The 14066-nt window shown below is 72.1% G+C and carries 10 protein-coding genes and 4 pseudogenes; 12 read left to right on the top strand and 2 right to left on the bottom strand.

From position 1 onward, the window contains the following. The 5 genes and pseudogenes from ABZ281_RS03360 to ABZ281_RS03380 all read left to right on the top strand — a co-directional run. A pseudogene (locus ABZ281_RS03360) lies at nucleotides 1-93 on the top strand (S-methyl-5-thioribose-1-phosphate isomerase); the annotation flags it as partial. A 243-nt stretch (nucleotides 94-336) separates the two neighbouring features. Further along, the gene (gene mtrA, locus ABZ281_RS03365; RefSeq protein WP_193478414.1) at nucleotides 337-1026 is read left to right on the top strand and encodes a two-component system response regulator MtrA; all 690 of its coding nucleotides are present in this window, start codon (nucleotides 337-339) and stop codon (nucleotides 1024-1026) included. 1 nt (nucleotide 1027) lies between these two features. Then, nucleotides 1028-3196 (top strand): MtrAB system histidine kinase MtrB, encoded by a 2169-nt coding sequence (mtrB, locus tag ABZ281_RS03370; RefSeq protein ID WP_356651622.1) that lies wholly within the window; start codon nucleotides 1028-1030, stop codon nucleotides 3194-3196. After that, nucleotides 3186-4391 (top strand): annotated as a pseudogene (locus ABZ281_RS03375) (LpqB family beta-propeller domain-containing protein); the annotation flags it as partial. The gene mtrB and the pseudogene ABZ281_RS03375, both read left to right, overlap by 11 nt. Continuing rightward, a pseudogene (locus tag ABZ281_RS03380) lies at nucleotides 4391-4675 on the top strand (adenosine deaminase); the annotation flags it as partial. The pseudogenes ABZ281_RS03375 and ABZ281_RS03380, both read left to right, overlap by 1 nt. Nucleotides 4676-4679: 4 nt before the next feature. On the opposite strand, the gene ABZ281_RS03385 reads toward ABZ281_RS03380, so the two are convergent. Next, nucleotides 4680-6032 carry an MFS transporter gene (locus tag ABZ281_RS03385; RefSeq protein ID WP_356651624.1) on the bottom strand — a complete coding sequence of 451 codons (1353 nt, stop codon included), beginning with the start codon at nucleotides 6030-6032 and terminating at the stop codon, nucleotides 4680-4682. Nucleotides 6033-6233: 201 nt separating this feature from the next. After that, a complete protein-coding gene (locus ABZ281_RS03390; protein ID WP_356651626.1) occupies nucleotides 6234-7016 on the bottom strand; it encodes an IclR family transcriptional regulator in 783 nt (260 codons plus the stop codon). 149 nt (nucleotides 7017-7165) lie between these two features. Between ABZ281_RS03390 and ABZ281_RS03395 the strand changes: the two are divergent. From ABZ281_RS03395 to ABZ281_RS03425, 7 genes and pseudogenes are all read left to right on the top strand, one after another. Further along, nucleotides 7166-8099, top strand: a pseudogene (locus tag ABZ281_RS03395) (5-dehydro-4-deoxyglucarate dehydratase). Further along, nucleotides 8096-9385: a glucarate dehydratase family protein gene (locus ABZ281_RS03400; RefSeq protein WP_356651628.1), complete on the top strand. Its 1290-nt coding sequence runs from the start codon at nucleotides 8096-8098 to the stop codon at nucleotides 9383-9385. The pseudogene ABZ281_RS03395 and the gene ABZ281_RS03400 overlap by 4 nt, the downstream one beginning before the upstream one ends. Before the next feature lie 139 nt (nucleotides 9386-9524). Beyond that, nucleotides 9525-10661: a PfkB family carbohydrate kinase gene (locus tag ABZ281_RS03405; protein ID WP_356651630.1), complete on the top strand. Its 1137-nt coding sequence runs from the start codon at nucleotides 9525-9527 to the stop codon at nucleotides 10659-10661. Nucleotides 10662-10803: 142 nt separating this feature from the next. Beyond that, nucleotides 10804-11871 carry a PhoH family protein gene (locus tag ABZ281_RS03410; RefSeq protein WP_356651632.1) on the top strand — a complete coding sequence of 356 codons (1068 nt, stop codon included), beginning with the start codon at nucleotides 10804-10806 and terminating at the stop codon, nucleotides 11869-11871. A gap of 14 nt (nucleotides 11872-11885) precedes the next feature. Further along, a complete protein-coding gene (gene ybeY / locus ABZ281_RS03415; RefSeq protein WP_356651634.1) occupies nucleotides 11886-12383 on the top strand; it encodes an rRNA maturation RNase YbeY in 498 nt (165 codons plus the stop codon). Nucleotides 12384-12391: 8 nt separating this feature from the next. Next, nucleotides 12392-13696: a hemolysin family protein gene (locus tag ABZ281_RS03420; RefSeq protein WP_356651636.1), complete on the top strand. Its 1305-nt coding sequence runs from the start codon at nucleotides 12392-12394 to the stop codon at nucleotides 13694-13696. Then, nucleotides 13693-14052: an MmcQ/YjbR family DNA-binding protein gene (locus ABZ281_RS03425; protein WP_356651638.1), complete on the top strand. Its 360-nt coding sequence runs from the start codon at nucleotides 13693-13695 to the stop codon at nucleotides 14050-14052. The genes ABZ281_RS03420 and ABZ281_RS03425 overlap by 4 nt, the downstream gene beginning before the upstream one ends. Nucleotides 14053-14066 lie beyond the last annotated feature (14 nt).

Raw genomic sequence — 14066 nt, forward strand, 5'->3', positions numbered from 1 at the left:
GCGATCGTCACGGAGGAGGGCGTCGTTTCGCCTGTGACCGCCGAGGCACTGGCCGAGGTGTGTGCGCGGTCGCACGCGGTCACGGCGGGCTGAGCCGGGCGCCGCGGAGGGTGTGCGGGGCGGAGCGGGCTCCGGCACCCTCGTTCGCCGGCTCTCCTCGGCCTCGCCCGGTCCTGGGCCCTTTCGCCGCCGTTCCGGGCCCGGGAACGGGGCCGTCGGTGACCGCGTCGAGATCATCGGCGGGCGGGCCAGGGCAGACAGTAGCGCTTGCTGCGACTATGGTCACTGGCCGGTGACCTACCTCACCACTGCCTTCGCCACCGTTATGAGAATGGGATGATGTCGTTTATGAAGGGACGAGTCCTTGTCGTCGACGACGACACCGCACTGGCCGAGATGCTCGGCATTGTGCTGCGTGGTGAGGGTTTCGAGCCGTCGTTCGTGGCCGACGGTGACAAGGCGCTGGCCGCGTTCCGTGAGGCCAAGCCCGATCTGGTGCTGCTCGACCTGATGCTGCCCGGCCGGGACGGCATCGAGGTGTGCCGTCTGATCAGGGCGGAGTCGGGTGTGCCGATCGTGATGCTGACGGCGAAGAGCGACACGGTCGACGTCGTCGTGGGCCTGGAATCGGGCGCTGACGACTACATCGTGAAGCCGTTCAAGCCGAAGGAGCTGGTGGCCCGGATCCGGGCGCGACTCCGCAGGTCGGAGGAGCCCGCTCCGGAGCAGCTCGCCATCGGTGACCTGGTCATCGACGTGGCGGGGCACTCCGTGAAGCGGGAAGGGCAGTCGATCGCGCTGACGCCGCTGGAATTCGACCTGCTGGTCGCGCTCGCGCGCAAGCCGTGGCAGGTGTTCACGCGCGAGGTGCTGCTGGAGCAGGTCTGGGGATACCGGCACGCGGCGGACACGCGGCTGGTCAACGTTCATGTGCAGCGGCTGCGCTCCAAGGTCGAGAAGGACCCGGAGAAGCCGGAGATCGTGGTGACCGTCCGTGGTGTCGGGTACAAGGCAGGGCCGAGCTGACATGTCCGGCGACAGTGCCGCTTCGGCGCCCGGCCGGTCCGGGGCCCGCCCGGAGCGGCCTGTCGGGCGGAAGAAGTCCGGCTCCCGCTGGGCGCGGTTCCTGGAGAGCGGGTTGCTTCAGGGCGGGGTCCAGGGCAGCCCGGTCATCCGCCTGCTCATGCGGTGGGTGCGCCGACCGCTGCTGCCCGTCATGCGGCTGTGGCGGCGCAACATCCAGCTCAAGGTCGTCGTCACGACGTTGCTGATGTCGCTGGGCGTGGTGCTGCTGCTGGGCTTCGTCGTCATCGGGCAGGTGCGCAACGGCTTGCTGGACGCCAAGGTGAAGGCGTCCCAGAGCCAGGCCACGGGCGGTTTCGCGGTGGCCAAGCAGCGGGCCGACGAGGTGGCGAGCGGCACCGGCGACGACGCCGCCACCACGGACGGGCGTCCCGCGCAGAACGTCACCCCGTGGATGAGCGACCTCGTCTCCTCGCTGTCGAGCGGCGGCCAGGGCGCCTTCGACGTGGTGACGCTCCCGGCGTCCGACGCCGGGGGCGGCCGCGGGCAGCGTGCCTCCGGCGAGGTGGACTGGAGCAGGAGCGTGCCCGCCGACCTGCGCGAGCGGATCGGGACCAGTACGACGGCCGCGCAGAGCTACACCCGCATCACGTACAACAACCCGACCAAGGACTCCCAGCCGGGCCTGATCATCGGCAAGCAGGTCAACGACCCCAACGGTGACCCGTACCAGCTCTACTACCTCTTCCCGCTCACCCAGGAGGAGAAGTCGCTGAGCCTGGTCAAGGGCACGCTGGCGACGGCCGGGCTCTTCGTCGTGGTCCTGCTCGGGGCCATCGCCTGGCTCGTCGTGCGACAGGTCGTCACGCCGGTGCGGATGGCGGCGGGAATCGCGGAGCGGCTGTCGGCCGGGCGGCTTCAGGAACGTATGAAGGTCACCGGTGAGGACGACATCGCGCGGCTCGGTGAGGCCTTCAACAAGATGGCGCAGAACCTTCAGCTGAAGATCAGCCAGTTGGAGGACCTGTCGCGGATGCAGCGCCGGTTCGTGTCGGACGTGTCGCACGAGCTGCGTACGCCGCTGACGACCGTACGGATGGCCGCGGACGTCATCCACGAGGCGCGTGTGGACTTCGACCCGGTGACCGCGCGGTCGGCGGAACTGCTCGCCGACCAGCTGGACCGGTTCGAGTCGCTGCTCGCGGACCTGCTGGAGATCAGCCGGTTCGACGCAGGCGCCGCGGCCCTGGAGGCGGAGCCGATCGACCTCAGGGACGTCGTACGGCGGGTGGTCAGCGGGGCCGAGCCGCTCGCGGAGCGCAAGGGCACGCAGATCCGGATTCTGGGCGACCAGCAGCCCGTGGTCGCGGAGGCCGACGCCCGGCGCGTGGAGCGTGTGCTGCGCAACCTCGTCGTCAACGCCGTCGAGCACGGCGAGGGCAAGGACGTCGTCGTCAAGCTCGCCGCGGCGGGCGGCGCGGTCGCCGTGGCGGTGCGGGACTACGGGGTCGGGCTCAAGCCGGGCGAGGCGACCCGTGTGTTCAGCCGCTTCTGGCGGGCCGATCCGGCACGCGCGCGTACCACGGGTGGTACGGGCCTGGGGCTGTCCATCGCCCTGGAGGACGCGCGGCTGCACGGCGGCTGGCTGCAGGCGTGGGGCGAGCCGGGCGGTGGCTCCCAGTTCCGGCTGACGCTGCCCAGGACCGCCGACGAGCCGCTGCGGGGCTCTCCGATACCGCTGGAGCCCAAGGACTCACGGCGGAACCGGGGCCTCGACGACGCCGGGCTGCCGCGCGGCGGGGAGGGCGAGAAACGGGCGACCGTGCCGGCGCAGCCGGTGAGCGGGCCGGTGCGGCAGGGGGCGAAGCGGGACCCGATACCGCCGCGTGTCGTCCCCACCGCGGACCCGACGGCGCTGCCCGGCAATGGTTCACGCGTGGTGCCGAGGCCCGCCTCGCGCACCCGGCGGCAGGACGCGTCGGCGGGGGCCGGGCAACCGGATCCCGGCCGGGGTGTGAGTGATCAGGAGGGGCCCGGGCGTGACAGGGGTGCCGGTGGCCGGACCGGACGGGATCCGGTGGTGAACGGGCCGCGGGACGAGGACAGCGGGGGCGGCCGGGCGACCCGGCCGGGGGACGTGGACAGGCCAGGGGAGGCATCTCGTGGGCGCTGACCGCGAGGGGCGCGGCCGGCGCAGAACCGCGCGCGTGATGGCGTACGCCGCCGGTGGCGTCCTGGTGCTGGCGGGCTGCGCCTCGATGCCGGACAGCGGGGATCTGCGGGGCGTGGATTCCACCCCGCGCCAGGAGACCCAGGTGCGGGTCTTCGCCGTGCCACCGGGGGAGGACGCGCCGCCCTCGGAGATCGTGCAGGGCTTCCTGGAGGCGCTGACCAGCGACGATCCGCACTACAAGACCGCGCGCCAGTACCTGACCGGCGAAGCCGCGAAGGCGTGGCGGCCCGAGGCGTCGGCCACGGTGCTGACCGACGGACCCGGCGCCAAACCGGAGGCGGGCGGCGGCGGGGACGACACCGGCGAGATCTCGTACATGCTGACCGGCACCAAGGTCGCCACCGTCGACGCGCAGCAGGCCTACGCGCCAGCGACAGGGGCGTACGGCAGGAGCGTGCACCTGACGCAGGACAGCAAGCGGCAGTGGCGGATCGACGCGCTGCCGCAGGGTGTCGTCATCGGTGAGTCGGACTTCCTGCGCAACTACATGTCCGTCAGTAAGTACTACTTCGCCTCGAACACCGACGCGGCCGGGTCGAAGTCCCAGCCGACCGCCGTCGCCGACCCCGTCTATGTGCGCCGGCGCGTGGATCCCATGACGCAGATGGTGAACTCGCTGCTCAACGGGCCCACGCGATGGCTGGGACCCGTGGTCAGGTCGAGCTTCCCCACCGGTACGGCGCTGGCGAAGGACGCCGGCGCGCTGACGCCCGACGACCGGAACAAGCTGACGGTCCCGCTCAACCACAAGGCGGCGGGCGTCGGTACCAACCGCTGCCAGGAGATGGCCGCCCAGATCATGTTCACGTTGCGCAACCTCAGCCCTGCGGTGGACGAGGTCGGGCTGCGGGCCGGCGGGTCGGAGCTGTGCTCGCTCACGCGGGGGGCGGCCGACGCGGCTGCCTCCCGGAGCTCGGCTCGGCACCCCGACTACCTGTACTTCGTGGACGGCAAGCACCGGCTCGTACGGATCCCCACGGGCAACAGCGGCACCGACCCGGACACGGCGCCGGGTGCGCTCGGCGAGGGCGACACGGCGCTGCGGTCGGCAGCGGTGTCGCGTGACGAGCACACCGCGGCCGGTGTCAGCCTCGACGGCAGGTCGCTGTACGTGGGGTCGCTGGTCTCGGGCGGTCCAACGTCCGGCTGCGCACCGTCGACACCCTCGCCGACCACCCCCTGCCCGCCATGCTGGACGCCGGCCTGATGTGCACGGTCAACTCCGACGACCCGGCCTACTTCGGCGGCTACGCCGGCGACAACTTCGACGCCGTGCGCGCCACCCTCGGCCTCACCGAGGAGCGGCTGCGCGAGCTCGCCCGCAACTCCTTCCTCGCCTCCTTTCTGGAGGACGACGAGGAGCGGCGGACGCGGTATCTCGCCGAGGTGGAGGACTACGCGTTCCAGCCGAACCCGTAGGGCCTCAGAAGACCTCCGACCCCGCCTTGTCGTAGGCGCGCTGGGCGGGGACGGCAGCGGCCTCCACGGGGATCTCCACCACCGGCTGCTCCGGGGCGCCGATCTCGGGGATCGCGCCGCTGGGTGTGCCCGTGGCGGCGGCGACCAGGGCGGCCGGGTGGCCGCCGCGGCGGCGGATCGCGCCGGGCAGCAGCGGGCGTCCGCCGGTGTGCAGGGCGACGGCGGTCATCGGCAGGGCGATCACCAGCAGCCCGGCGCCGAGGACCGCGCCCATGACCGGGAACCCGGCCTGCGCCGACAGCACGCTGCCGGTCAGCGGCCCGGCGGCCGTGCCCAGCGAGGACGCCGAGCCGACCAGCACCGCCCAGCGGCCGCGCGGGTCGAGTGAGGCGGCGAGCCCGATGAGGTACGACAGCACCACCGGGTAGAGCGTGTTCCAGGCGATCTCGCCGGCCGCGAAGCTCCCGAGGTCGCTCGCGGAGGCGCTGAGCGCGATGCAGACGGCGATGAGGACCGTGCCGCCGCCGATGGGCACGGCCCGCCCGAGGCGGGCCCCGAGGGCGCCCGCCGCGAGGACGCCGGCCAGGCCGGCGCCCAGTCCGAGGGCGAAGACGACGCCGACGGTGGCCTCGCCGAGGTGCGCCTGCTCCAGGCCGATGCGTCCGCTCACCCCCCACAGGGAGTTCTGGGCGAGCGACCAGCACACCATGGCGGCGGCCAGCAGCAGGCCCGAGCGGGCGTGCGGCAGCCGGGCCTTGTCGTGCCGGGCGGGCGCGACGGGCGTGCCGGCGGGGAGGCGGCCGGTGAGCGGCCAGACGGCCAGGGCCGTGAGCGCGATCGCGGCCAGCGGCAGACCGTGCCCCGGGCCGAGGTACGGCACGGTCAGGTACACGGCGCCCGCGAGGGCGGAGACGGTGAGCAGTCCGCCCGTGGAGGCCCGGTGCGGATCGTTCCCCCAAGCTCTCGGCTCCGCTCGAGCAGGGGGCGCCCCCAGACCCGCGATGAGGGTCGCGGCGACGGTGGTGGCCGTGCCGGAGCCGAACCCGCCGACGATCGCGCCGGCGACGACGCCGGGGACGGCGGTGGTCAGGGCGGCACCGCCGTAGCCGAGCAGGGCGAGGGTGAGGCCGAGCCGGGCGAGGGTGCGGGCTCCGACCCGTTCGGCCCGGGAGACGAGGACGAATCCGGCGGTGGCGGAACTCAGCAGCAGGGCACTGCCGACGGCGCCGGCCTGGGTGGCGGAGAGCGGAAGGTCCGAGTCGAGCCTGCCGACGGTGGTGGGCAGCAGATACGGAGCGAGGTACCCGGCCGTGAAAAGGGCGACGAGGGGCCAGGGAGTGGTGCGGGGGGCGAACACGGGCGTTCCCAGGGCATGCGAAAGGAGCGGGGGAAAGGGGGGTGGGCGACGACCGTCGACGGACAGGAACGCGCGAGCAATTTGTATCAAGCACGTAGTCGCACACGGGAGCCCGAGGCCTGTGATCTGGAGCACGTTGCGTTTGGGGTGCTGAAGCCCGGGTAGAAGCGCTCCCTTCGGCAGGTGCCTACGGCGTTTTCGCTAGCGCCAGTGCACCGATCCGGACCCCGACGGAACGGTCGCCTCGGCCTTGATCCGGATCTCCCGCATCACGGCGACGATCCGCTCCTCGTGCGCGTGCGTGAGCCGCGCGACGGGCACCGAGCAGCTGATTGCGTCCAGCGCGGGGCTGTCGTAGCGCAGCGCGAACCCGAAGCCGGCGATGCCGGTCACGCCCTCCTCGCGGTCCACGGACCAGCCGCGGGACCGGGTCTGCGCGAGGTCGGCCAGCAGGGATTCCCGGCTCGTGTGCGAGTTCGGCGTCAGCGCCTCGTAGGGGCCCTCGGGCAGCTCGCCGTCCGGGCGCTCGGCCAGCAGGGCCTTGCCCAGGGCCCCGACGTGCGCGGGCAGGCGCCGTCCCACCCGGCTGATGGTCCGCAGGTACTCGTGTGACTCCCGCGTGGCCAGATATGCCACGTCCCGGCCGTCCAGCCGGCCCATGTGGATGGTCTCGCCGAGCGCCTCGGACGCCTCGTCGAGGTATGGCCGCACCGCCCGGACCCGCGGGTCGGAGTCGAGGTAGCTCGTGCCGGTGAGCAGGGCGTGGATGCCGATGCCGTACAGGGAGCCGGTGACGTCGGTGCGGACCCAGCCGCGTGAGATCAGGGTCTGCAGCAGCGCGTACATCGAGCTGCGCGGCACGCCGAGTTCGTCGGCCAGCTCCTGGAGCCGGGCCGGACGGTCGCCGCGCGCGGCGAGGAGTTCCAGCAGCTCGACCGTGCGCGCCGCGGACTTCACCTCGCGGGCGCCCCCTGTGTCTGACATGTGCCGATGGTAATCGGGCCGCCCGGGCGGTTGACGTTCGCATACTCAGCCCTCATTCTCATATATAGATGGCGTCTACATAAGGAGATGATTGGGGGGTGACCGTGAGCGCTGGACCGGTGGCGGTCGCGCAGCGGCTGCGGGAGGGCATGGCGGGCGGCGTACTGTCGTTCCCGCTGACCGGCTTCCGCGACGACGGCACCCTCGACCCGGACGGCTTCCGTGCCTATGTCGCCGAACGGCTCGCCGCCGCGCCCGGCGCCGTCTTCCCCGCCTGCGGCACCGGCGAGTTCTTCTCGCTCGACGAGGACGAGTACCGGCAGGTCGTCACCATCACCGTCGAGGAGGCGGCCGGCCGCGTCCCCGTGGTCGCGGGCACCGGCTACGGCTGGGCACAGGCCGTCCGGTTCGCGCGCATCGCCGAGGACGCCGGAGCCGACGCACTCCTGGTGCTGCCGCACTACCTGGTCGCCGCCCCGCGGGACGGCCTGGTCGCCCAGCTGGAGCAGATCACCGCCCGCACCCCGCTGCCCCTGATCGCCTACCAGTGCGGCCAGGTCGCCTTCACCGCCGACTCGCTCCGCCGCATCGCCGCCCTGCCGGACGTCATCGGCCTCAAGGACGGCCACAGCGACCTGGACCGCCTGCAGCGCCTCACGCTGGCCGCACCCGAGGACTTCCTGTTCTTCAACGGCGCCTCCACCGCCGAGATCCAGGCCTGCTCCCCCAAGCTCTCAACTGCGTTCGAGCAGGGGGGACCCCCATCGCCACCGTCGGCGTCCCCGCCTACTCCTCCGCCGTCCACGTCTTCGCCCCCGAGATCGCCGGCGCCTTCTTCACCGCCCTGCGCGACGACGACCACGGCACCGTCGACAAGCTGCTGCGCGACTTCTACGTCCCGCTCGTCGAACTGCGCGACCGCGTCCCCGGGTACGCCGTGTCGCTGGTGAAGGCGGCGGCCGGCTCCGTGGTCACCGGGTCGGCCCGGTCCGCGCCCCGCTCACCGACCCCTCGCCCGCCGACCTGGCCGCCCTCACCGCCCTCCTCACCGCCGGACTCGACCTCGTGGGAGCCTCTCTGTGAACCTCACCATCACCGACGTACGGCTCACGCCGATCCTGGTCGCGGACCCGCCGCTGCTGAACACCCAGGGCGTCCACCAGCCGTACAGGCCCCGGCTCATCGTCGAGGTCGTCACGGCGGACGGGATCACCGGCGTGGGGGAGACCTACGGCGACGCCAAGTACCTGGAGCCGGCCCGGCCCTTCGCCGAGCGGCTGAAGGGACGCCAGGTCAGTGACCTGAACGGCCTGTTCACGCTCGCGGCCCGGGTCGCGGTGGACGCCTCCCGCGTCGAGAGCGCCGTCGACGTCGGCGGGCTGCGCGGCGTCCAGACCGCCGACAAGCTGCGGCTGTCCGTCGTCTCCGGCTTCGAGGTCGCCTGCCTGGACGCCCTCGGCAAGGCGCTCGGACTGCCCGTGCACGCGCTGCTCGGCGGCAAGGTGCGCGACGCCGTCGAGTACAGCGCCTACCTCTTCTACAAGTGGGCCGGCCACCCCGAGGGCGTACCCGCCGAGAAGGACGACTGGGGCGCCGCCGTCGATCCGGCGGGGGTCGTGGAGCAGGCCCGCCGCTTCACGGAGCGGTACGGCTTCACCTCCTTCAAGCTCAAGGGCGGAGTCTTCCCGCCCGACGAGGAGATCGCGGCAATCAAGGCCCTGGCCGAGGCGTTCCCCGGACATCCGCTGCGCCTGGACCCCAACGGCGCCTGGTCCGTGGAGACGTCGGTGCGGGTGGCCCAGGAGCTGGGCGAGGTCCTGGAGTACCTGGAGGACCCGGCGCTCGGCACGCCCGCCATGGCCGAGGTCGCCGAGCGCACCGGGGTGCCGCTCGCCACCAACATGTGCGTGACGACCTTCGCCGAGATCAAGGAGGCGTTCACCAAGGGTGCCGTCCAGGTCGTGCTCTCCGACCACCACTACTGGGGCGGACTGCGCAACACCCAGCAGCTCGCCGCCGTCTGCCGCACCTTCGGCGTCGGCGTGTCGATGCACTCCAACACCCACCTCGGCATCTCGCTCGCCGCGATGACCCACGTGGCGGCCACCGTCCCGAACCTCCACCACGCCTGCGACTCCCACTACCCCTGGCAGTCCGAGGACGTCCTCACCGAGCGGCTCACCTTCGAGAGCGGCAAGGCCGCCGTGTCCGACGCGCCCGGCCTCGGCGTGGAGATCGACCGCGCCCGGCTGGCCGCACTGCACCGGCGGTGGCTGGACGACGACGGCACCCTGCGCGACCGTGACGACGCGGCGGCGATGCGGATCGCCGACCCGGAGTGGGTGACGCCCGCGATGCCCCGCTGGTGAGACCCGCCGAGGCCGGGGGAGGGGGCGTGCCAGGGCCCGGCGTGCACTGACGGGACGGGTGGGCCCGGCGTGATCGCCGTCACGTCGTCGGTGATGTGGTGCAGACTGGCCTGATCCGCACCACGTCAGGGAGCGCACAGTGACCGCGTCCACCGCCCCGGCCGGAAAGGGCCCGGCCGGAAAGGGATCGCACCGCCAGAGCCAGGTCGATCCCCTCGCCCCGCTGCGCACACCGGACGACCCACCCTGGGACGTCTACCTCACCGGCACCGTCTTCCTGGACATCATCTTCACCGGGCTCGACTCCGCCCCGGTGCGCGGGACGGTGTCCTGGGCGCGCGCAAGGGGGTGGACCCCCGGCGGCGTCGCCAACATGGCCACCGCCCTGGCCCGCCTCGGTCTGCGCACCTCCCTCGCGGCCGCCTTCGGCGACGACCACTACGGCGACTACTGCTGGGACGCCCTGGAACACGGCGAGGGCATCGACCTCGCACCGTCGCGCACGGTGCCCGGCTGGCACTCCCCGGTGACCGTATCCATGGCCTACGAGGGCGAGCGCACGATGGTCTCGCACGGCCACGAGCCGCCCCCCGAGGAGCCCGCACCCGTCTGCCCCTCCCGCGCGCGTGCCGCCGTCGCCTCCCTCGCCCCCGGTGTGAGCGCGCCCTGGATCGGACAGGCCGCGAGCAACGGCACCCGGGTGTTCGGCGACGTCGGCTGGGACGACACCGGGGCGTGGGACCTGGCGGAGCTGCCCGACCTGCGGCACTGCGAGGCATTCCTGCCCAACGCGCAGGAGGCGATGCGGTACACGGGCGCGGACTGCCCCCGGGCCGCCGCGCACGCCCTGACCGAGTACGTGCCGCTCGCGGTGGTCACCCTCGGCGCGGACGGGGCCTACGCGGTGGACCGGCGCACGGGCGAGACGGCGGAGGTGCCGGCCATCGAGGTCGAGGCGCTCGATCCGACCGGGGCCGGTGACGTGTTCGTCGCCGGGTTCGTCGCCGGGACGCTGGCGGACTGGCCGCTCGCCGACCGGCTGGCCTTCGCCGGGCTGACCGCGGCGCTGTCGGTGCAGGAGTTCGGCGGGTCGCTGTCGGCGCCGGGCTGGTCGGAGATCGCCGCGTGGTGGCGGAAGGTGCAGTCGGTCGAGGGGCAGTCGGCGGTGGCCTTGGAGAGGTACGGGTTCCTGGCCGACCTGGTGTCGGAGGAACTGGTGAGGCCCTGGCCGCTGCGCAGGGCCGTGCCGACGATCGGCTTCCGGCGCTCGGCGTGAGACTCCCGTGGGCCCGGGTGACAACCCGGCCGCCAAAACCCCTACGGCGTTGTCACTCCCCCGTCGTACCCTGGGAGTCGCGAGGCCGCCCTCAGCTGTGCGGCCGTGACGAGGAGGAACCGCAGGCCTTAAGCGCCGGCCCATGACTCAATCATCGACAGCCCACACCCCCGCGCAGGAGCAGGCGAGAGCGCAGCTCACCGTCCCCGCCCAGCACCCCATGGTGACCGTGCTGGGGTCCGGCGACTCCCTCCTGCGCGTGGTCGAGAAGGCCTTCCCGGCGGCCGACATCCACGTCCGGGGCAACGAGATCAGCGCGGTCGGCGACCCGAAGGACGTCGCCCTCATTGCGCGCGTGTTCGACGAGATGATGCTGGTGCTCCGCACCGGGCAGCCGATGACGGAGGACGCAGTGGAACGCTCGATCGCCATGCTGAAGGCGAGCGACAACGGCGAGAGCGACGGCCAGGAGACCCCGGCCGAGGTGCTCACGCAGAACATCCTGTCCTCGCGCGGCCGAACGATCCGCCCCAAGACGCTCAACCAGAAGCGCTACGTCGACGCGATCGACAAGCACACGATCGTCTTCGGCATCGGCCCCGCCGGCACCGGCAAGACCTACCTGGCGATGGCCAAGGCGGTGCAGGCCCTGCAGTCCAAGCAGGTCAACCGCATCATCCTGACCCGCCCCGCGGTCGAGGCCGGAGAGCGGCTCGGCTTCCTCCCGGGCACGCTCTACGAGAAGATCGACCCGTACCTGCGCCCGCTCTACGACGCACTGCACGACATGCTCGACCCGGACTCGATCCCGCGGCTGATGGCGGCGGGCACCATCGAGGTCGCGCCGCTGGCGTACATGCGAGGCCGTACGTTGAATGACGCCTTCATCATCCTGGACGAGGCCCAGAACACCAGCCCCGAGCAGATGAAGATGTTCCTCACCCGCCTCGGCTTCGACTCGAAGATCGTGATCACGGGTGACGTGACGCAGGTCGACCTGCCCGACGGGACGAAGAGCGGCCTGCGCCAGGTGCAGGACATCCTGGACGGCGTCGAGGACGTCCATTTCTCCCGGCTGTCGTCCCAGGACGTCGTCCGGCACAGGCTGGTGGGCCGTATCGTCGACGCGTACGAGAAGTACGACACCACGCACGGCACCGAGAACGGCGCGCACAAGAGCCGCGGCAAGTCCGGGCACAAGGGGAAGTAGACACACACAGCACCATGTCGATCGACGTCAACAACGAGTCCGGCACCGAGGTCGACGAGCAGGCGATCCTCGACATCGCCCGCTACGCGCTCGCACGGATGCGCATCCACCCGCTTTCCGAGCTCTCGGTGATCGTCGTGGACGCCGACGCCATGGAGCAGCTCCATATCCAGTGGATGGACCTCCCCGGTCCGACGGATGTCATGTCCTTCCCGATGGACGAGCTGCGGCCGCCCTCCAAGGACGACGACGAGCCGCCGCAGGGGCTCCTCGGCGACATCGTGCTGTGCCCCGAGGTCGCCGAGAAACAGGGCAAGGACGCGGAGACGGAGCACTCCATGGACGAGGAGCTGCAGCTGCTCACCGTCCACGGGGTGCTGCACCTGCTGGGCTACGACCACGAGGAACCGGACGAGAAGGCCGAGATGTTCGGCCTCCAGGCGGCCATCGTGGACGGCTGGCGCGGGGATCGGGGCCTGACCGGCCCGTCCCCGGCGCCGACGGTCTCTTAAGCCCGCCGATGAGTCCGCAACTCGCCCTGGGCGCCGTCGCCCTGGTCGTCGTGGCCTGGCTCGCCGCCTGCGCGGAGGCGGGCCTCGCGCGTGTCTCCAGCTTCCGCGCCGAGGAAGCCGTGCGCTCCGGCCGCCGCGGCAGCGCCAAGCTCTCCCAGGTCGCCGCCGACCCGACCCGCTACCTCAACGTGGCGCTGCTGGTCCGCGTCGCCTGCGAGATGGCCGCCGCAGCGCTGATCACCTACGGCTGTCTGAAGGCGTTCGACGGCACCACCGAGGCCCTCCTGGTCGCCATCGCGGTCATGGTCCTCGTGTCGTACGTCGCCGTCGGTGTCTCCCCGCGCACCATCGGCCGCCAGCACCCGCTGAACACGGCGACGGTCTCAGCGTACGTCCTGGTGCCGCTGGCCCGGATCATGGGCCCGATCCCGTCGCTGCTGATCCTCATCGGCAACGCGCTCACACCCGGCAAGGGCTTCCGCCGCGGCCCGTTCGCCTCCGAGGCGGAGCTGCGCGCCCTGGTCGACCTCGCCGAGAAGGAGTCCCTCATCGAGGACGAGGAGCGCCGCATGGTGCACTCCGTCTTCGAGCTCGGCGACACCCTCGTCCGCGAGGTCATGGTCCCGCGCACGGACCTGGTGGTCATCGAGCGTTTCAAGACCATCCGCCAGGCCCTCACCCTCGCCCTGCGCTCCGGCTTCTCGCGCATCCCGGTGACCGGGGAGAGCGAGGACGACATCGTCGGCATCGTGTATCTGAAGGACCTGGTCCGCAGGACGCACATCAGCCGCGACGCCGAGTCCGAGCAGGTGTCCACGGCGATGCGCCCGGCGTTCTTCGTGCCCGACACCAAGAACGCCGGCGATCTGCTGCGCGAGATGCAGAAAGAGCGCAACCACGTCGCCGTCGTCATCGACGAGTACGGCGGCACCGCCGGCATCGTCACCATCGAGGACATCCTCGAGGAGATCGTCGGCGAGATCACCGACGAGTACGACCGTGAACTGCCGCCGGTCGAGGAGCTCGGCGGCGACCGCTTCCGCGTCACGGCCCGCCTCGACATCGGCGACCTGGGCGAGCTGTACGGCCTGGAGGAGTTCGACGACGAGGACGTCGAGACGGTCGGCGGCCTGCTGGCCAAGGCGCTGGGGCGCGTCCCCATCGCGGGTGCCTCGTCCGTCGTGGACCTCCCCGACGGCCGGGAACTGCGGCTGACCGCGGAGGCCGCGGCCGGCCGCCGGAACAAGATCGTGACGGTGCTGGCGGAGCCGGTGGGCCCGGCGGACCCGCCCGAGGAGGAGAAGCCGGAGTGACCCCGCAGGAACTGCGCGCGTTCTGCCTGTCCTTCAATGCGGCGGTGGAGGACTTCCCCTTCAGCCCCGAGATCTCGGTCTTCAAGGTGCAGGGCAAGCTGTTCGCCCTGTCGCACCTCGACGCGCGCCCCCTCAAGGCCAACCTCAAGTGCGACCCGGACGCGGCGGTGCGCCTCCGCGGCGAGTACGAGGGCCTCATCGTCCCCGGCTGGCACATGAACAAGCGCCACTGGAACACCGTCACGGTCGACGGCGAGCTCCCGGACCAACTGGTCCGCGAGCTCATCGAGGACTCGTACGACCTGGTCGTCGCGGGCCTGCCCCGAGCGGACCGCCTGCGCCTCGACCGGCCCTGAGACGGGGCCGGGGC

The sequence above is a fragment of the Streptomyces sp. NPDC006265 genome (genome assembly GCF_040613555.1).
Classification (GTDB): domain Bacteria; phylum Actinomycetota; class Actinomycetes; order Streptomycetales; family Streptomycetaceae; genus Streptomyces.

Bases quoted from the DNA above. Each gene is read 5' to 3' on its own strand.
- mtrA (WP_193478414.1), top strand. From the start codon at position 337: ATGATGTCGTTTATGAAGGGACGAGTCCTTGTCGTCGACGACGACACC.
- mtrB (WP_356651622.1), top strand. From the start codon at position 1,028: ATGTCCGGCGACAGTGCCGCTTCGGCGCCCGGCCGGTCCGGGGCCCGC.
- ABZ281_RS03390 (WP_356651626.1), bottom strand. From the start codon at position 7,016: ATGTCAGACACAGGGGGCGCCCGCGAGGTGAAGTCCGCGGCGCGCACG.
- ABZ281_RS03410 (WP_356651632.1), top strand. From the start codon at position 10,804: ATGACTCAATCATCGACAGCCCACACCCCCGCGCAGGAGCAGGCGAGA.
- ybeY (WP_356651634.1), top strand. From the start codon at position 11,886: ATGTCGATCGACGTCAACAACGAGTCCGGCACCGAGGTCGACGAGCAG.
- ABZ281_RS03420 (WP_356651636.1), top strand. From the start codon at position 12,392: ATGAGTCCGCAACTCGCCCTGGGCGCCGTCGCCCTGGTCGTCGTGGCC.